Source organism: Nostoc sp. DSM 114159 (assembly GCF_053470285.1).
The window spans coordinates 4,164,034-4,183,149 of record NZ_JBPFEH010000001.1 but is presented as its reverse complement, the minus strand read 5'-3'; the positions used below and the strand labels follow the sequence as shown (position 1 = coordinate 4,183,149).

Sequence of the window (19,116 nt, the reverse complement as noted above, 5' to 3'; positions counted from 1 at the left end):
ATTACATCTAGTGTAATAGCAAGAATTCAGTCCTAATTTTGTTTGCGTAGCATTTTGTCAGAGAAGACTAAAGCCCTCACTACAAACCATGAAGATTTTGATGGTAATTATATTATTTGAATCATCCACTTTTTCAAGAGGAAAAATGCTGTTTCACCACATCTAAGCGGGAACAGTTCCAATAATCGATATGGGAAATAATCAAACCATCAGAGTTAAGACCTAATTCACTCCAACCAGGAATAGAAATCCGTGGTTTCCAGGGGAGAGGAGTATTCCAACTAAGTGTCCACTCAGTTTTGATTGTGTCTCCTAAACGTTGAATATTATGTAAGTCCATCTTGGGATTTAAAAACCAAGTTTCGATAAAATTAATCATCGCTTTGTAACGTTTAACACCACGGAATTTATTCATCGGGTCTTGAAAATAAACCTCTGGGGCATAAATGCTGTAAGTTTGATTGACTGGGAATCTTTGATAGTCTTCTTTGAGGATTTCAACGAGATTCATGATAGATAAATATATTTGTAAATTAGTTGAATATGAAAACTGAAAAACTGAAATTAACCCTCATTCCATAAACGTTCTAACTGACGCCGCCAAGCAGTTAAGACTTCTTCTTGCGCTTGTGAAGTTTGATTTATTTCGCCCATCATTCCTTCGGCGTAAAAGCGTTCTAAACTTTGCATAGTAGCTTGCAGAGATTGTCCTTGCTGTTTTGCTACTTGAATAATTTGCCGGATGCGGCTTTCAACTAGTTGATTAAAGACATTATCTAATCTAGCCTGATGGAGAGATAAAAGTCGGTTGATTGCATTGGATAAATCTGCACTCACTAAAGTTTTGCTGTGATGTTGAAATACCGCCCAAATTACTCTTTCATGCAAAGCGTAACGTACTTCTTGAGTGTCATCAAAGTTGGCTTCTAGGAACTGTTCTAAAAATGGTTGGGCTTCTTGGATGGGCAGAATAGGCAGTAAAACTCGCAGCCAAGTATTATCTTCGGAAAGCAGCACCAACAGCCGAAAAGTAGGAGTGTCTACTTGCCACGATCCAGGAGCAGTCGTAGTAACAGCCGATGTGTCAAATAATTCTGTAAGCGTAGCCGCAATTTCTTCAGGTGTCATAACTTTTGATTTATATATAGCCTCTAGATTAGCGCAGAGGTGCATCAACATATTCACTAGAACGCTCGATCCAGTTTGAAAACGCAGTGGGGGCGCACAGCTAGGTGTACGCCCCCACGAATGAATGTATTCCACTGAATTGAAATATCTGATTTAAATTTTAAATAAGCGAATTGCTCAAAAACACGATACCGATCGCACACAAAGCGAAACCAGCAAGGCTGATTTTCCAGGGTAAAATTCGGTTTATCTCTCCCATACCCATCCCAACACCAATTTCTCTAGCACTCATGGTAACGGCAAACAGAGTTAAGGCGATACCTAGTATATAGGCAACTACTGATATTGTTCCTGCACTAACAATAGATTCAGCATTAGCGTAACCTTGAAATAAACCAGCACTGATGCCCACCAGAGCAAGCACCAGAAAGTTTAGTTGATTTGGCATCATCAGCATAGTACCAAAAACGATGGTAGAAATGGCGATGGCTATTTCTGTGCCTGGTAAATTTAGCTGAAATATATGAATTACAATGCCTAAAACTGTTGCCAAGACAAAACATCCAGCGATCGCAGCGCCACGAACAAACACAGATGAGAGTAAGCCAATCGCCACAATACCAACTAAACAATTTAAATTTATTACTGGATCTGCCAATCCCCAGACAAAGGCTTCCCAGCCGTTAGAGATGTTATGGTCAAATGGTGTTCCAGTCAATGAACTCAGTAAGCTAATTAAAATTAAAGCTGCGATCGCCCCAATATGGCGAGGCATTAACTTTGAAGTATAAAATTCTGGTGAATTATGGAATTCTGATAATTTAGTTTTGAACATCACTATATGCCAAATTAGTTTTTTCGGTAATTTATACTACCCAGCTTTCAAAAAAAACTAACAGTTATGTAAAGCCGCAGTTGTAGGAACAGCCCTGATAATCAACTGTATTAATAATCACCAGCAATTTAAATTTCAGATGCGATCGTTGATTAGCGATCGTTTCAAATGACAATACAACTAAAGTATAATAATGAATCTAAAGTACGGTGAATTCGATATATTAGAGCGAGAACTAGAAGCTCTTCCACCGATGCATCGAGTGGCGTTTGCAGCAGCTTGTTGCGAGAGATTGTATCCACACTATGATATTTACTTGCGAGCAGCTAGAGAAGATGATTGGGATGGAGAAGATTTATTTAGAGTAGCACTCGATGAAATCTGGGAATTTTTGGCAGGAAAAAAGGTTGATGTGGCAAGATTTCGTCAACTTTATTCTGATTCGGACGAAAGCTACCCCGACTATGAAAACGTAGAAACTCCAGAAGCACAGAGAGCCGCAAGTGCAATTCTCTATATTTTGGAACTTTGTTTAGATCCAAGCGTACAACAGACTATTTCAGTAGTAGAAGAAATACATGAAACTCTTTTTGAGTATATAGATTATTTATGCCAGTGTGAAGACGGATATTCAGAAGATATGTCCCACGAAGAACTAGTAGAAATAGTTTCCAACCATCCGTTTACAGTGCGAGAAATGACAAAACAAAGCGAAGATTTGCGGCGTTTGCGAGAAACTCTCACCTTAACTGGTGAGTTTTTACAATGGCTGCGTACTTCTTCTGAAAATGGTGGTAAAAGTCTGCTAGATTTAAGTTGAGAAAACAATCGTGAAGGGTGCTACTAAAGAACCTCAAGAAAACGCAGCATCAAATTTGGATGCTGCAAAAATTAAATGGTTTCGCCACCATCTTTCTATATGGGGAACGCAAAACTTACGCGATTTTCCTTGGCGACAAACTTGCGATTCTTATGCAATTCTGGTTGCAGAATATCTGCTACAAAAAACAGATGCAGCTACGGTTGTTCCTATTTACAAAGCATTTCTCTTTAAATATCCTACGCTCGAAAACTTAGCCAAGGCAAGCATTTATGAATTGAGCGAATTGCTTGAGCCTTTGGGTCTTTTCTTCCGCGCTCAAAGATTACAAAAGTGCGCTGGCATCATTTTAGAACAGTATGGAGGAAAAATCCCCGATTCAGAAACGCAGTTGCTTGAATTACCTGGAATTGGTAAATATACAGCTCGTGCTATCTGTTCTCAAGCCTTCAGTCAACCGCTAGCCGTACTCGATACTAATATCGCTCGCATCCTCGAACGCTTCTTTGGCTTGCAAGGAGAAAGAGTAAAATCGCGCTGTAAGATTCTTTGGGGTGCAGCAGAAATAATTGCTCCTAATAAGGAAGTTGGTAAATGGAATTTAACCTTGTTAGATTTTGGAGCGATGGTTTGCAAGGCACAAAATCCTCTTTGTAATGATTGTCCTCTCTCAGCAAAGTGCAATTATGTCCAAACGCAACGTAACTTAGAGAGTCTTAATAAAACATAGCATCAAGTTTATCAGAACCCAAAATTATCAAGGCTTTTTTGGGCTTTCTTGTCACTCAAACAAACCTACCATTCTAAATTTATTTCTGTATAGCACTATTTTTACTTTTTAATTTCCGTTGATTGATTCTGACTGCTGAATATTGACTTCTGAATTCTTTATGACGATGTACTCAACTAATTGTTGAATCATTTCGGCATCTGTTTCACTTAAACTTTCTAACTCAATTCTATTGTTTTCTTGTGGCGTACTAGAGTCGCTACTATATATACGACGAGTCAAGCCTACAGGACTATTACCATACAATGTTGTATAGAATACACACGCTGCTACATACGATCCAATCGGACTAGGGTGGCTTCGATCGGAACTGTAAAGGTTTAATTTCAGATTCGCTTCTTGGATTTTTTGCCAAGCTATTCCCACAGGTGCAACTTTAGCTTTCAGTTCTTGAGCAATGTTCGTGTAAGCATCAGTCAATATCTGTTGCGTTTCTGGTTGATTTTGCTTTGCCCAAGTTAAGTAAAATAGTGTTTGGGAATTAACTCGTTTAATTTCGGCATCAAACAGAGTAGCGTACTTGTACATTTCCTGGGGATTAGTAATTGGTAAAGTACTTTGCTCTTGCAGTACTACATAATCCCAACGTTTCGCTTTCAAAAGTTTGAGTGCTTTACCACGTTTCCAGTGGTTTTGAAGTGTCGCTCCACCAATCACAACCATTTCAGTTTCTAAGGTTTTAGTTTCTTTTGCCGAGGCAGCTAACTGTTGTGTCAACCAAGGAAGATCGTTGAAATATGTATAACTGTTCCCAATAAATAAAACTCTGATTACCTGTTGTTCGCCTACGGGTAAAGAATTTCTCTGAATCTGCCTTGCTAGCATATTAAACAAGAAAATTATCAAAAAGAGGAATAAACATACATATACTATCTTGGTATTGCTCATCATCCCTAAAATCTTTGAAGTATAACTTATTCTTGGACAGGATTTTTTTGGAAATAGTTCTGGCTATTGATGAGTTGATGAAATTTTTTCCCAAGAGATTGCAAATTTTACCTAACGTAAAACTTTGTAAGTTATTTTGCAATCATATTGCCTCAATTATCCAAAATTACTTTAGTTGATGAACTAGATACACTCCTCTATCCCCCTTGCCTCTTAATCGTTTTTTGATGGGGGAGAGCGAACAACTACGGTTGGCTGACTAATTTGATTTGGGTCTTTGATTTTGACGCTACCCGTAATTTCTGTAATTTTGGCAGACTATGAACTTTTATAAAAAATTGGCTGGCTCTGCATAAAATTTGTGCGCCCAACGTAAAGTAAACAGGTACTAGCTTGATGAAGATGAATTGTCATGTACTCGATCTGTTATTGCTTAATCGTTGTTTAGAAACTACTGCTTATAAACTTAGAAAATTCTTCTTCAAAGAGCAAGATTTTCAGAGATTAAAACTTCAACACACACAATTGCGGAAAATTATATTATGTCCAGACTAATTGTTTCTTTACCCCCATTCATAGGCACTTCTGGTTCCGATCTAGCGGTGGGACAAGAGGATAACGCAATCCCAGCAATTGGAATTGAGGTTCTAAAAAACGGAGTCATCGATACTAAAGCAGGTAACGATACTATCGAGGGTAGTGGCACCGGCGGCGACGACACTGACGTTGGTGGCACAGGCACAGGCATTGCTAACAGTGGCATCATCAATGCAGGGAGTGGAGACGATACTATCTCTGGCACAGGCAGTGGTGGTTCCGGCTATAGAAACTTTCAACCTGGTACAGGTATCTCTAACACTCAGGGTGGTTACATTAATGGAGGAGATGGAAAAGATTTGATCGAGGGAACCGGAACCGGAGGTGACGGAAGTGGAATAGGCATCGCGATAGGCATCCAAAACATTCACAAAAGCCGCATTGATGGAGGATTTGGGGATGACTCTATCTTTGGAACTGGAATTGGAGTATTTGAGGGGAATGCGATCGGAATCTCTAATACTGAGGGCAGCAACATTAATGGAGGAGAAGGGAACGATTCCATCAAGGGAACTGGAACTGGTGGAATTAGTAGTACTGGAGGAGAAGGTACAGGTATCTTCAACAGTGGTGGTAGCAACATTAGTGGAGAGAAAGGAAACGATTCTATTGTTGGTATCGGCAATGGCAGTGATGCAATGGAAGAACCTTTTAGATCGTATGATGCGGGTAGGGGTATAGGCATCTCCAACAGCAAGGGTAGCACGATCGCTGTTGGGCAGGGAAACGACTATCTCTCTGGCACAGGTACAGGCGGTGCAGGGTTCTACGCTGATGACCCTTTTGGGCAAGGGCCAGTGGAGCTTGCACCTGGTGTAGGTATAGGCATTGTTAACAGTGGCACAATCAATTTAGGCGATGGCAACGATACCCTCATTGGCACTGGCATTAGTCAAGGCACAGGTATTCTTAATACTGATAGCATTATTTATCAAGGGGCAGGAGCTGATATCCTTACCGGTTATGGCACCAGCATTGGCATTCAAGGCGGCACCATTGATGGCGGAAATGGTAACGATTACTTCAAAGCCCGTCGAATTGATGCTAACGGTAATACTGTTTCCGATCAAGGGGGTGCTATTGCCAATGTCTTAATTAAGGGTGGAGGTGGAAATGACATATTTGATGTTGGTTACGGTAATGCCACGATCGATGGTGGATCGGGATCGGATAAGCTAATTCTGTCCGATCTCAAAAGTGATTACATTATTACAGGTACAGGCAGCCCGAACAATTACACCATTAAGCGTGATGAGTTCACCTTGAATGTCTTGAATGTTGAGGAAATTGCTTTTAGTGGCGTTCCTTTACAGCAAAATGTGCTTGGGACTGTGAATTAGGAATTTCCAACAAATAAATTATCCAATTTTGTGGAGTGGGATGAGGGCTTGATAACCGCAGCAGTCGGTTATCTGAAGTGCAACAATAACACTTCACTTTTTGTATGCGAGTAAACAGCCCCGATCGCAATTTTTAAGTAATTAAACCATAGTGCATGGTAGCACAACTGTCCTGCCCTACGGGGGATTGAAACAAAATCCCTCAATACTTTAGAGTTAATAATAAACTCAACTTCAAAGCGCGATCGCAATGACTGATAAAGAACTCAAACATCTAATTGAGAGTAATGCTAAAACAGTCCAAGCTATGTTAGATGAAATGGCGGAAGCACGACAAGAACGCCAAGAACTCCGAGAAGGAATGCTTCAAATTCAGAATGCAGTCGCACAATTAACGAATATACAAGAGAGAATAACCAATTTACTAATTTCTATTGATGGCGATCGCCCCACAATTCTTAAAAAACTCTCAGCACTGGAAACTAAGCTTGACCAGTTATTGCAGCAAAACCTAACGGATGAGTTAGGGTGAATACTCATAATAATGCCTAGACGTGTTGAAACAACATTTATTTTCCTTAAACAGTCGATAATGTAAATAAATGTAAAAAATTCTCAGTCAGGACAAAAGCATTTATGCGTGTAATTTTAATGACTGGTAAAGGCGGCGTGGGCAAAACTTCCGTCGCTGCTGCAACTGGACTGCGTTGTGCGGAACTAGGGTATCAGACGTTGGTTTTAAGTACAGATCCCGCCCACTCCCTCGCAGACAGTTTTGATATGGAACTGGGACATACACCCCGAAAAATTCGCCCAAATCTCTGGGGTGCTGAACTGGATGCACTCCAAGAACTGGAGGGAAACTGGGGTGCGGTGAAACGTTATATTACCCAAGTTTTACAGGCAAGGGGTTTAGAGGGCGTACAAGCGGAAGAATTGGCAATTTTACCAGGCATGGATGAGATTTTTGGCTTGGTCAGGATGAAACGCCATTACGATGAAGGTGAATTTGATGTCTTAATTATCGACTCAGCCCCCACCGGCACAGCATTGCGTTTGCTGAGTTTACCTGAAGTCGGTGGCTGGTATATGCGCCGTTTTTACAAACCATTTCAAAACATCTCGGTAGCACTTCGACCCCTGGTTGAACCTTTGTTTAGACCAATTGCCGGTTTTTCGCTACCTGATAAAGAAGTAATGGATGCACCTTATGAGTTTTATGAACAAATTGAAGCTCTGGAAAAAGTATTAACAGATAATACTCAAACCTCAGTGCGTCTTGTCACCAATCCCGAAAAAATGGTGATTAAAGAGTCTCTCCGGGCCCATGCTTATCTGAGTTTATATAACGTTGCAACAGATTTAGTCGTCGCTAATCGGATTATACCAAGCGTTGTCCAAGACCCATTTTTCCAACGTTGGAAGGAAAATCAGGAGCAATATCGCCGAGAAATTCATGATGATTTTCACCCTCTGCCTGTGAAAGAAGTTCCCCTATTTTCTGAAGAAATGTGTGGATTGGCTTCATTAGAACGCCTGAAAGAAACTCTTTATCAAGATGAAGATCCAACTCAGGTTTATTACAAAGAGACAACTCTTAGAGTAGTGCAAGAGGAAAACCAATACAGCTTAGAACTTTACTTACCTGGTATTCCTAAAGACCAAGTTCAACTAAGTAAAACTGGAGACGAATTAAACATTACTATTGGCAACCATCGTCGTAACTTAGTTTTGCCACAAGCCTTAGCAGCACTACAACCAGGCGGAGCAAAGATGGAAAATGACTATCTAAAAATCCGCTTTGCTGACAACACAAGAGTTTAATTTTGTTGAACTTTACTCTATCAACAAAAAGTTAAAACTAAAAAGCAAGAATTTTCTCTTGTAGCTAGTACAGACGCAATCTTTTTAGCGTCTGTTTTTATGATTTTTTGGTGAATTTTAATAAAAGCGAAAAAAATATTTTTATTAATGATTTGACCGTAGTTTTACTGAAGACAAATTGATCGAATAACTTTCACAATGTCTTTAGATTTAATTATGCCAGTTTTCAAATTATTAATTTATTTTGCTATAACAATGACCTACAATCCCGAACAAGATTTACCCTTATGTCGCGATGAAGAAAGTTTACTACGCCGCATTACAAACCGTATCCGACGAAGCTTAGAGTTAGAAGAAATTATAACAGTAACAACGACAGAAATGCGATCGCTATTAAAAACCGATCGAGTGATGATTTACAAATTTCATCCTGATGGTAGTGGTCAAGTGATTGCTGAATCAACTAATAAAAATTGTTTGCCGTCGCTACTGGGGTTAAATTTTCCCTGCGATGACATCCCATCCTATGCCCGCGAACTATTTATCAAATCACGGGTGCGTTCTGTTGTGAATGTTGAGACTAAAGAGATTGGTCAAATTCACCTGCATGACTTGGATAATGGAGATATCTCAGAAGAGATCCGTTACCGCCCTGTAGACCCCTGTCATATTGAATATTTGACGGCAATGGGGGTAAAATCCTCTGTAGTAGCGCCTATTCTCTATCAAAGTAGGCTTTGGGGGCTGCTGGTGTCTCATAATTCCCAAGCGCGTTCAATTTCAGAATATGAGCTAGAAGCCATACAAATGGTAGTCGAGCAGCTGTCAATAGCGATCGCTCAAAGTACCCTTCACACTCAAGTTCGCAAAACAGCCGAACGAGAAGCGATCGTTAACCGCATTGCTACCTTATTACATTCACTGCCGACGATTGTCTTACAGCCAGCCCTAGAAGCGGCTGTTGCTGCCTTTAATGGCGTTGGTGGCAGGCTTTGTATTAGAAATGAAGCTCTTGATTTCCATAATGGCAACGTCACCAGCTTAACAGAATGCTTAATACCAGGAAATACTTGTATAAAGCTTTATATCTGTGGAGAGCAACCTGTAATGCCAGAACAAACTATATATCCACTCATAGAACAGTATAGTATCTGGCAGGAACACTACAAGTCTACTAACTACGATGTTTGGGCAATTTCAGATATATATAACACTCCTGGCTTGCGAAGTTTGCAAGTTGCTTTTCAACCAACTAAAATTCGCAGCATATTGATGATTCCACTCCAGTATCGTCAGCAGTTGCTCGGCTACTTAAGTATTTTCCGCAACGAGATAGATACAGAAACTTTATGGGCGGGACAGCATGAGGGCGATCAAAGGCAACAGTATCCCCGGCGATCCTTTGAGGTTTGGCGCGAATCTAAAAAAGCACAAGCTCAAAAATGGACAATTGAAGAGATTGAACTGGCTAGAAACCTCAGTAAACACTTTGCTACCGCAATTCAGCAATATGAATTATACCAACAAGTACAAGTCTTCAATGAAAATTTAGAAAAACAAGTTAGAAGGCGTACTGCTGAGTTACAACGGACAACTGAACAACAACAGGCTGTGTTTAAAGTTATTGCCGAAATTCGAGAATCTTTGGACACAAATACGATTTTTCAAACCACAACTAAAGAAGTTTGTCAATTAATTAAAGCCGATCGCGTTTCTGTTTATCGTTTTGATGCTAATTGGGGTGGTGAATTTGTCGGAGATTTTGAAGCTGCTAGTCCATACTGGTCGAATGAGTCCGAACTAGGTATTAATACAATTTGGAATGACACCTACTTACAAGATACACAGGGAGGACGTTACCGCCACAATGAAACATTTGCAGTCGATGACATCTACAAAATGGGGTTTACTCAGTGTCATATCGACAATCTAGAGCAATTTCAAATTTACGCTTTTGTGCTTGCGCCGATTTTTGTTGGACAAAAACTTTGGGGTTTGTTGGCAACTTATCAACACACTGGCCCTCGGCAATGGAAAACTTCTGAAGTTAACTTCCTCAGTCAGATTGCCGCCCAAATGGGCGTAGCACTCCAGCAAGCTGATTTACTATCTCAGACACGACAACAGACATTAGATTTGCAACAAGCAGCAGAACAACAACGGGTATTGTTTGAAGTTGTGGCGAAAGTTAGAGAATCTCTCGATCTAGATGCGATTTTTCAGGCAACTACCCAAGAAATTTGTAAATCACTACAAGCGGATCGAGTTGCAGTCTACCGCTTCCAGGCTGATTGGAGTGGTGAATATATTGCTGAGTTTGTAGGCGATAACTGGTTAAAGTTAGTAAGTTCAGATACCAAGACAGTTTGGCAAGATAGCTATTTGCAGGAAACCCAAGGTGGGCGATATCGTCACAATGAAACTTTTGCTGTTAATGATATCTATGAAGTTGGCCACTCTCAATGCCACATTGCAGTTCTAGAGCAAATTCAAGCAAGAGCTTATACGATCGCACCTATATTTATCGGGCAACAGCTATGGGGCTTGCTAGCAGCTTACCAGAATTCTGCACCCCGCCATTGGGAAGCTTCAGAAATTAAATTTATTACTCAAATTGCCAATCAGCTTGGGGTTGCACTCCAACAAGCCCAATTACATAATCAAACCAAAGAGCAGACCCAAAAGCTGGCTGAAGCTTTGCATGATTTACAGCAAACTCAAACCCAACTGATCCAAACGGAGAAAATGTCCTCACTAGGTCAATTGGTAGCTGGTGTGGCTCACGAAATTAATAACCCCGTGAACTTCATTTATGGCAACATCAATCATGTCAACGATTACACCCAAGATTTACTCAGTATCCTAGACCTTTATTTGCAAAATACTCCCAACCCTAGTCCTGAAATTAGCGATCGCGCCTTCGAGATCGACTTAGAATTTATCATCGAGGATTTGCCCAAAACTCTATCTTCCATGAAAATTGGGGTCGATCGCATCCGGCAGATTGTCTTGGGTTTACGGAATTTCTCTCGTCTTGACGAAGCAGAAAAAAAACCAGTTGATATTCATGAGGGCATTGATAGCACCTTGCTAATTTTGCAACATCGCTTGAAAGCAAAACCAGAAAGTCCGGCGATTAAATTAGTCAAAGAATACAGCAACCTTCCCTTAGTAGAGTGCTATGCCGGGCCGCTAAATCAAGTATTCATGAATGTTTTAAGCAATGCGATCGATGCTTTAGAAGATTACACGCAATCTCAATCAAAATCTCATAGTAGTCAAATTACTATCCGTACTCATTTTGGAGAACTTGAAGGCAAAATCAAGAGTGTAGTAATTCGCATTGCAGACAATGGCCCAGGAATACCCGAAGCTATGAAGGCAAGAATTTGCGATCCATTTTTCACAACTAAGCCAGTGGGAAAAGGCACTGGCTTGGGGTTATCGATTAGTTACCAGATTATTGTAGATAAACATGGTGGTGTGTTGAAATGTGATTCTCAGCCGGGGTTAGGTACAGAATTTTGGATTGAAATTCCGATTAAACAAATTCGTCATTAGTCATTGGTCATTTGTCATTTGTCATTGGCAAAAACTTTTACCTTTAACTAAAGCGTATTACCGATCTCCAAATTTTTGAAGAACTTGGGGTTCTAAATCAAGGTTAAATGATATTTCATACTACAGTAATTGGATTTTGATGACAAGCAATAATTGTATTGTTAAACAACACATTATCATACTAACCTTGCTAAAGCTGCCAAGTTTAAGCTATTTAAAATAGTAGACTTAATTGGACGTTTTTCATCCCAAAATATTAGAGATAAATAAAAATCTTTTGCTAATGAAGAAGTTAAAAGCTTATATGATTCGTATGCACTTTTCTCATCAACAAAGCTGAAAAAGTAAACAGTATCATCAAAAATAGGAGGCTTTTCATTTATTTGACCAATTAATCTAAAACTTAATTTTTTATAAAGTCCACAGATTGCTATTTTCCAAGGTGCAAAAGTATATGAGCCAACACCAAAAATAGAGAATCTAGGGCTATTTTGATAAATTTTACTTTTCCTATTATTTAAAAAACTTTCATGCTTTTCTAAATATGCCCATGTTTTAGGTGCTAAATCTTTTATAAATTCAGTAGACTCGCCAACAAAACTTTGAGTAACTAAAATATATCGATCGGTCGCTTTTGTTTTATTTTGGGCAACAGAAGAACCTTTAACTAAAGGGAAAATATAAGTTTCTTCGAGTTCATAAGATTCTCCTAGCCCGTTTATAAAATAGTCATTATTTTTGCGAAATTCCATGACTTTAGCGCAATCATGCTTAATACCAGAACGCCATTTTGTTTTTGATTGCTTATTGTATAAGCTTTCTACTTTTTTAAATGTAATCAAATCCCTAACAAGAATATTATTTAAATAGCCTATACGAGAGCAAACTGAGCTTTCAAGACTATCAAATACATCACAATAATATTTTTGTGAGTTGGAATCAAATTTACAGAAAAATAAGCAAGCTTCAACAGCAGCATCAAAATATTTCTTAGAATCTATCTTATAAACTGCACAGTAAGCAAGATTTAGCTTTTCCGAATAGATATAATTTAAAATTTTTCTAGAAACCGAAGTTTTACAAAGCACCGCTAGATAACTGTTATGCTTCTGTAAGTATTGTACAAACTGTATGAGCATCCATTCTGATATATCAAAATTACTTTTTCCCGTAATTGCATCTAAACCAGTATGATTTTGAAAATTGCTCTTTTTAGGCAAATTTACGCCCCCAATACTACCCTGTTGTGAGTTTGTTACCCAAGGTAAATTACCAAGCACTAATATTTCTTCATTTGATTCACTTATTAGTGATAACCAATCTACTTGAAAAAAATCCTCACATTTAATTTCAATCCTTTGGTCATGTAAAAACTTTTCTTCTTCTATAATCTGTCTAAAGTAATCAAGGTTTAATTCAATTCCTAAAATTTTTTTTGCTGAGTCAAAACAAGATGAAGCAGCTTCAACAAAATTTCCTATTCCACAAGTAGGCTCAATTATAATATGTGGCTTAACACCAAGCTCTACTAACTTTTTACATACCCGATAGGCTAATTCTATCGGCGTTTGAAAATCGCCGTATTCTACTTTAAGTTTTTGAACAGTACGCATCAGGGATTAGCTCTATAAACGGTAATTATACCTTTTTCTTGACCAGCACGTTCTATCACTCTCCCATACTGAAGTCGCCATTTAAAGCATTGGAAATCGTTAAAAATCCCTGTAAAGGTGGATTTCTCAATATTTCATCCGCGATGTTACTTGCTTCAAGTTCGTCAACAGGCAAATTGCGGTCGAGCATAAAAGCAATTAGGTCATCTTTATTACCTTCGTTCTCTAAAATACTAGAAATTCCACGTGTCATCTGGAAATCTGCGGTTTTTTCAGCACTTACGTAAATCGTATGCAAAATATTCAGAGTAGCCGTGCGGTTTATACTATTATCTGCCTTATCGTAGACAAAGATAAGCAACGAATAGCCAAGCCCAAAAATTTTTTGGCGTGCAGATTTGAATGGGCATGATGATTGTGGTTGTCTAACACTTGTTACCTTCATATCTATAAGCAACCCCGGAAAATCAATACCACTCGCAGAGTTACCTTGTATGAAATCGTACTTAGCTTTTAAGTAAAGTCGAAATTTCTGTTCCAGGTAAGTTCCGACAGCTTTTCCATCAGTAACACCATACAGCAGAGGTTCTGGATGCTGAGACTCGGCTAATGAAAATATTTCAGCTTCTAAACAGAGGATTTCTGCTGTCAAAATCGGCATAGGTAAAGGAAAACACAGGGTTAAACACCATATTTTATATTATTGACAAACTTCTCACTCTTGTGGAATGAATCAGCCCTGCCGCAAGCAAAGAGCAGGGCTGTTTCATCCGAAATTTCAGGGATTTTGTCAAGAGTATGAGTCAGAAATTTGCTTGAGTAGGAAAAACAAAAACTACCACCTCAACCAGTAAATTTAAGTGCAATCGTCATTTTTCTGCCCAATCAGATTTTTAAGTCACCTGATTTTTTTGCTTGGAACGCTTGTAAATCAGTGCCTTTTAGGGAATGAATCAGCCCTGCTTGCGGGGAGGGGATTAAGGGGTGGGGTGCAATGACGTGGGAATCATAACTAATTATGCGGACATGATATCACCTCTAACTTCTAAGTTGCACCGGCATAGCTAAATAGGTCATTTTCAAACCACCCAATGGTGTAAAAATCACTGGAGTTAGGCTTTGATTTAAATGCATTTGAATTTCAGAAGATGGTAACTCTTTCAAGCCTTCCATCAAATATTTAATGTTAAAGGCAATCTCGATATTTTCACCAGAAATTTGTGCAGGCATTGATTCTCTACCACTGCCTACATCTTGAGCTTCACAAGATAAGGTAATTTCTTGAGCTTCGCTATCAATACTGAGTTTAACAATATTATTTTTCTGATCGGCTAATACAGCAATCCGCTCCAAAGTGCTGACAAATTGTCGCCGTTCAATTGTCACTTGTCGCTCAAATTGGCGCGGAATTAATTGTCGATATGCAGGATATTGCCCTTCTAATGTACGACTAGTCAAACGTTGATTTTGCCATCCAAATACAACTTGACCTCGATCGAAATATAAAGCTACAGGTTCATCTGATGAAGCGCTATGAGCTAGCATCCGTTGGAGTTCGCGTAATGCTCTCGCTGGTACTGTCACCTCTAGTTGACTAGTTCCCTCTAGAGGACGCTCGTTGCTAGTTTCTACTACTGCGAGGCGATGTCCGTCGGTAGCTGCAAATTCTAGGGTGTCTTGTTTAACTGTTAAATGCACACCCGTGAGTACTTGCTTGGTTTCATCAGCACTAGTAGCAAACAATGAACCCCGTAATCCCTCAATTAATGCAGTGGTGGTGAGATGGATTACTTCTGTATTTTCAATTACAGGTAGTTCGGGAAATTCTTCAGGCCCCATTGCTCGGACTTGGTAATGTCCACTCTTGGGTGTGAGTGTGACTATTAAACCTTCTCCACCAGATGTTGCACCTGTCAAGGCTGATTCATCGTCTAGAGTGATTTCGCCTTCTGGAAGACGAGAGGTGATATCTACAAGTAACTTAGCAGGAAGTGCGATCGCCCCACTTTCCCATACCTCTGCATTAAAGCTGGTGCGGATTCCCAAGCTAAGATCGAAGGCTGTTAAGCTTACTTGGTTAGTTTCAGCATCCGCTTGTAACAGCACATTGGCAAGTACTGGATGAGTTGGTCGTGAGGGGACTGCACGACTAACGAGTGAGAGGTTTGTACTGAGATCGCTTTGGGAGCAAACTAATTTCATAAGTCAGATACAGCTTGTGAAAGATATCGTAACATCCTTATGTTTATAGGCGATCGCTATTTGTTTGATTAGCATGTAAGTATAATCCGCCATCAGTATTGCTTCTTTGCTGCAAACTGTAACAATTTAAACACCTGCAATACATATTCTTCCATGTATAAGAAACCCTTAAGTATTTCCATGAAAGTGCGATCGTCAGCTAGCTAAAATCTATTTGATGAGTGAATAAGTTTGTAGTAAGGACTTTAGTCCTTGATTTGAGCGCTAAAGCGCTGACTACAAACTCAGCAAACTTAACAGATTACTAGAAAACTCCACAATTTCTATTGCAATTATAGTTAGGCAAGTTTACCTTGTGGAAAACTTGTGGAAAAGTACTTGAGTTTTTCCACAAGGTAATTATACTCAATTAAATTTCACTGTAGAATATCAAGTTTTCCCCAGTTTTTTGCACAATATAAGTTAAATTTAATCAATTTTTAGACGTTACTTAATATTCTTGACCCGTCAAAGCTCATAATTCAGACTCCTGCTTGTGGAAAACTTAAAATAAATCTTCAGGATGGTTTTTGAAAACGGCTAGTCATATTGATGCGATCGCTCAATTCACGTAGAGTTTGTACTAAGGTGCGATCGCTCTGCTGAAGTTGAGTAATTTTATCGCAACTATAGATTACCGTTGTATGGTCTTTACCACCAAACTCCTCGCCTATTCTCGGCAAACTCAAGGTCGTGTGTTGGCGCATGAGATACATTCCTAATTGACGCGCCCAGCTTATCTCTCTTCGTCGCGAGTTACCTTTGAGGTCATCTATTGAAACATCAAAATTATCCGCCACCACCTTTAAAATTGCTTCTGGGGTAGCTGCCATTTTTTCATTAGGCGGTTCTAAAACTGGCGTGATATTGTCCACCGTCATCGGTAAACCCCAAATAGAAATATAAGCTACCGCCCGAATTAAAGCTCCTTCTAATTCTCGAATATTAGAAGTATAGTTTGAAGCAATGTACTCTATCACATCGCGGGGAAGACTAATATTTTCATCCTCAGCTTTTTTCTGTAAAATTGCCATTCTCGTTTCTAAATCGGGCTTTTGGATATCTGCAATTAAACCCATAGAAAACCGAGAACAAAGACGTTCTTGCAAGCTGGGAATTTGGTTGGGCGGACGGTCGGAAGCAATGACAACTTGTTTACCAGCTTCATGTAAAGTATTAAAAGTATAGAAAAATTCCTCTTGGGTATATTCCTTTCCTTCCAGAAACTGAATATCATCAACTAATAAAACATCAGCCGCTCGGTAATGCTCTCGGAAACTTTGCATACTATCCTTACGGATAGCTGTAATTAAATCATTAGTAAATTGCTCAGTAGAAACATAAAATATTTTACAATTAGGAAAAATTGCATAGCGATAATGACCAATAGCTTGCATCAGATGAGTTTTACCCAAGCCGACACCACCGCATAAAAATAAAGGATTAAATTCTTTACCTGGAGATTCTGCAACTGCCAAAGAAGCAGCATGAGCCATACGATTGTTAGCACCAACTACAAACCGCGAAAAGACATATTTAGAGTTTAAGTCAGTAGTTTGATGATTATGATTAGGAACAGCTTCAGAAATACTGCTGGAATTTGGTGATTCCCAAGCAACCTCTCGTTCACTAAAATGAGAAACTTGATCGCCTTGATCAACGGTAATGTAAATTCCCACGGGATGACCGAGAATATCTTGGACTACATGAGCAATAGTATTGATGTAATACTTCTGTAACCAATTACGAGCAAATGGGTTAGGAGTGCGGATAATCAAACAATTATTTTCTAATCGCTCTGCACTAGCAGTTTTGATCCAAGTTTCAAAGGTAGGTCGGGATAGTTCAAGCTTTAGGCGCTCTAGTACCTGAATCCACAGACTTTCTATGGGAATTTCCATTATCCACCACCTTTGCTGCTAATCGTCACAATAGAAGAGAAAGCACTAATTTAGCATTGAGACACGCTAGACCTAAAATAAGCTTTTAAGTTGTAACCATTTTGGGATCTACCCAGTAGGCAAGATCCTAACACCCACTGACCAAACCGAGTGCTGAGTGCTAAGTGGTGAGTAAAATAAAATTTCTCAGAGCTTTTGTACCCAGTATATGCATCGTCCCTAATGAGCGGTTTTAACTCAGCACTTTGCACTTTTAACTCAGCACTCTCATTGACACGGAGAAGCAACGACACATGAAGATAACAAACCATCACTCAGAACCCAAAAAGATTGAAACCAGGGGTTTACCCCAGAGGTTGTGGATGCTCTCATACGGGGTAGTAGTGGTGTTCCTGGGGAGCTGCTCTCTTTTACCTGCTAAGACCATTGATAATCAGCAAAGCGATACTCAAGCCCAAAACACAACAGTACCGAATCCGGTAATTGTCTCCCCACAGATTTTCTCTTCGTCTGGAGATCCTAATTTTGTTGTGAAAGTAGTGCAACAGGTGGGGCCTGCGGTAGTTCGGATTGATTCTTCCCGAACAATCACTTCTCGCGTACCAGACGAATTTAACAACGATCCATTTTTCCGGCGGTTTTTTGGAGAAGGAGCGCCACAGCCTAGACAACGCGTAGAACGCGGTAGTGGCTCTGGATTTATTATTAATTCTTCCGGTCAAATTGTTACCAACGCCCATGTGGTAGATGGTGCTGATAGAGTGACTGTTATACTAAAAGATGGCCGGACTTTTGATGGGAAAGTTTTGGGTGAAGACCCAGTAACGGATGTGGCAACGATCAAAATTAATGCCAACAATCTGCCAACTCTAGCTGTGGGTAACTCCGATGCCTTACAACCAGGAGAAGCTGTAATTGCCATTGGTAATCCCTTAGGCTTGAATAATACCGTCACATCTGGAATTATTAGTGCTACAGGGCGTTCTAGTAGCGATATCGGTGCAAGTGACAAGCGGGTTGATTACATCCAAACGGATGCTGCAATTAACCCTGGTAATTCCGGTGGACCATTGCTCAATGCTCGTGGTCAAGTGATTGCAATGAATACAGCGATTATTCGAGGCGCTCAAGGCTTGGGATTTGCTATACCCATTAACACCGTGCAAAGGATTGCCCAAGAATTAATCGCTAAAGGCAGGGTGGATCATCCTTATTTGGGTGTGCAGATGGTGACATTGACACCAGAAAATAAAGAAAGAATCAAAAATGTTGCAGGCGATCGCTTAAATCTTACAGCAGATGAAGGCGTTTTGCTGGTTGAGATTGTGCCGCGATCGCCTGCATCTGTAGCTGGTCTACGAGTCGGTGATGTGATTAAAAGCATTAACAGCCAGCCTGTTACTAAAATTGAAGAAGTACAAAAGCTAGTAGAAAAGAGCAAAATCGGTACTAAATTACCCATAGAAGTGGAACGCAATGGGCAAATTGTCCAAGTAGCAGTTCAACCTGCTCCTTTGCCAGTCAGACGTGAAGGATGATGTTTGTCATTTGTCATTTGTCATTTGTCATTTGTCATTG

14 protein-coding genes and 1 pseudogene are annotated in these 19,116 nt (G+C 39.7%); 7 read left to right on the top strand and 8 right to left on the bottom strand.

What is annotated here, in order from left to right:
- Positions 1 to 133: 133 nt before the first annotated feature.
- From ACR5KR_RS17310 to ACR5KR_RS17300, 3 genes are all read right to left on the bottom strand, one after another.
- Positions 134 to 511, bottom strand: a complete 378-nt coding sequence (locus tag ACR5KR_RS17310) for a DUF2358 domain-containing protein (RefSeq protein ID WP_322687975.1) — start codon at positions 509 to 511, stop codon at positions 134 to 136.
- 53 nt (positions 512 to 564) lie between these two features.
- On the bottom strand, positions 565 to 1,128 hold the full coding sequence (locus ACR5KR_RS17305; protein WP_445631291.1) for a hypothetical protein: 564 nt from the start codon (positions 1,126 to 1,128) through the stop codon (positions 565 to 567).
- A gap of 160 nt (positions 1,129 to 1,288) precedes the next feature.
- Complete coding sequence (locus tag ACR5KR_RS17300) at positions 1,289 to 1,963, bottom strand: HupE/UreJ family protein (RefSeq protein WP_448267323.1); 675 nt, start codon at positions 1,961 to 1,963, stop codon at positions 1,289 to 1,291.
- Between the two features lie 193 nt (positions 1,964 to 2,156).
- On the opposite strand from ACR5KR_RS17300, the gene ACR5KR_RS17295 reads away from it, so the two are divergent.
- Both ACR5KR_RS17295 and ACR5KR_RS17290 read left to right on the top strand, forming a co-directional pair.
- On the top strand, positions 2,157 to 2,783 hold the full coding sequence (locus ACR5KR_RS17295) for a DUF416 family protein (protein ID WP_448267322.1): 627 nt from the start codon (positions 2,157 to 2,159) through the stop codon (positions 2,781 to 2,783).
- A 10-nt stretch (positions 2,784 to 2,793) separates the two neighbouring features.
- Entirely contained in the window at positions 2,794 to 3,513 is a 720-nt protein-coding gene (locus tag ACR5KR_RS17290; RefSeq protein WP_448267321.1) for an A/G-specific adenine glycosylase, read from the top strand.
- A gap of 108 nt (positions 3,514 to 3,621) precedes the next feature.
- On the opposite strand, the gene ACR5KR_RS17285 is transcribed toward ACR5KR_RS17290, so the two are convergent.
- Positions 3,622 to 4,398 carry a DUF4886 domain-containing protein gene (locus tag ACR5KR_RS17285; RefSeq protein WP_448267320.1) on the bottom strand — a complete coding sequence of 259 codons (777 nt, stop codon included), beginning with the start codon at positions 4,396 to 4,398 and terminating at the stop codon, positions 3,622 to 3,624.
- Positions 4,399 to 5,003: 605 nt separating this feature from the next.
- Here ACR5KR_RS17285 and ACR5KR_RS17280 point away from each other — a divergent pair.
- The 4 genes from ACR5KR_RS17280 (at position 5,004) to ACR5KR_RS17265 (ending at position 11,783) form a co-directional block, all read left to right on the top strand.
- The gene (locus ACR5KR_RS17280; RefSeq protein ID WP_448267319.1) at positions 5,004 to 6,398 is read left to right on the top strand and encodes a hypothetical protein; all 1,395 of its coding nucleotides are present in this window, start codon (positions 5,004 to 5,006) and stop codon (positions 6,396 to 6,398) included.
- Between the two features lie 250 nt (positions 6,399 to 6,648).
- Positions 6,649 to 6,930: a hypothetical protein gene (locus ACR5KR_RS17275; protein ID WP_445631298.1), complete on the top strand. Its 282-nt coding sequence runs from the start codon at positions 6,649 to 6,651 to the stop codon at positions 6,928 to 6,930.
- Positions 6,931 to 7,034: 104 nt separating this feature from the next.
- Entirely contained in the window at positions 7,035 to 8,222 is a 1,188-nt protein-coding gene (locus ACR5KR_RS17270; protein WP_448267318.1) for a TRC40/GET3/ArsA family transport-energizing ATPase, read from the top strand.
- 255 nt (positions 8,223 to 8,477) lie between these two features.
- Positions 8,478 to 11,783 carry a GAF domain-containing protein gene (locus ACR5KR_RS17265; protein WP_448267317.1) on the top strand — a complete coding sequence of 1,102 codons (3,306 nt, stop codon included), beginning with the start codon at positions 8,478 to 8,480 and terminating at the stop codon, positions 11,781 to 11,783.
- Between the two features lie 176 nt (positions 11,784 to 11,959).
- On the opposite strand, the gene ACR5KR_RS17260 is transcribed toward ACR5KR_RS17265, so the two are convergent.
- The 4 genes and pseudogenes from ACR5KR_RS17260 to dnaA all read right to left on the bottom strand — a co-directional run bounded on the left by ACR5KR_RS17260 (position 11,960) and on the right by dnaA (position 17,538).
- Positions 11,960 to 13,399, bottom strand: a complete 1,440-nt coding sequence (locus ACR5KR_RS17260) for an SAM-dependent methyltransferase (protein ID WP_448270243.1) — start codon at positions 13,397 to 13,399, stop codon at positions 11,960 to 11,962.
- Positions 13,396 to 14,057, bottom strand: a pseudogene (locus tag ACR5KR_RS17255) (restriction endonuclease). Before ACR5KR_RS17255 ends, ACR5KR_RS17260 begins: the two are co-directional and overlap by 4 nt.
- 377 nt (positions 14,058 to 14,434) lie before the next feature.
- Positions 14,435 to 15,598: a DNA polymerase III subunit beta gene (gene dnaN / locus ACR5KR_RS17250; RefSeq protein ID WP_448267316.1), complete on the bottom strand. Its 1,164-nt coding sequence runs from the start codon at positions 15,596 to 15,598 to the stop codon at positions 14,435 to 14,437.
- Between the two features lie 557 nt (positions 15,599 to 16,155).
- Complete coding sequence (dnaA, locus tag ACR5KR_RS17245; RefSeq protein WP_448267315.1) at positions 16,156 to 17,538, bottom strand: chromosomal replication initiator protein DnaA; 1,383 nt, start codon at positions 17,536 to 17,538, stop codon at positions 16,156 to 16,158.
- 293 nt (positions 17,539 to 17,831) lie between these two features.
- On the opposite strand from dnaA, the gene ACR5KR_RS17240 reads away from it, so the two are divergent.
- Positions 17,832 to 19,076, top strand: a complete 1,245-nt coding sequence (locus tag ACR5KR_RS17240) for an HhoA/HhoB/HtrA family serine endopeptidase (protein WP_448267314.1) — start codon at positions 17,832 to 17,834, stop codon at positions 19,074 to 19,076.
- Positions 19,077 to 19,116: the final 40 nt, after the last annotated feature.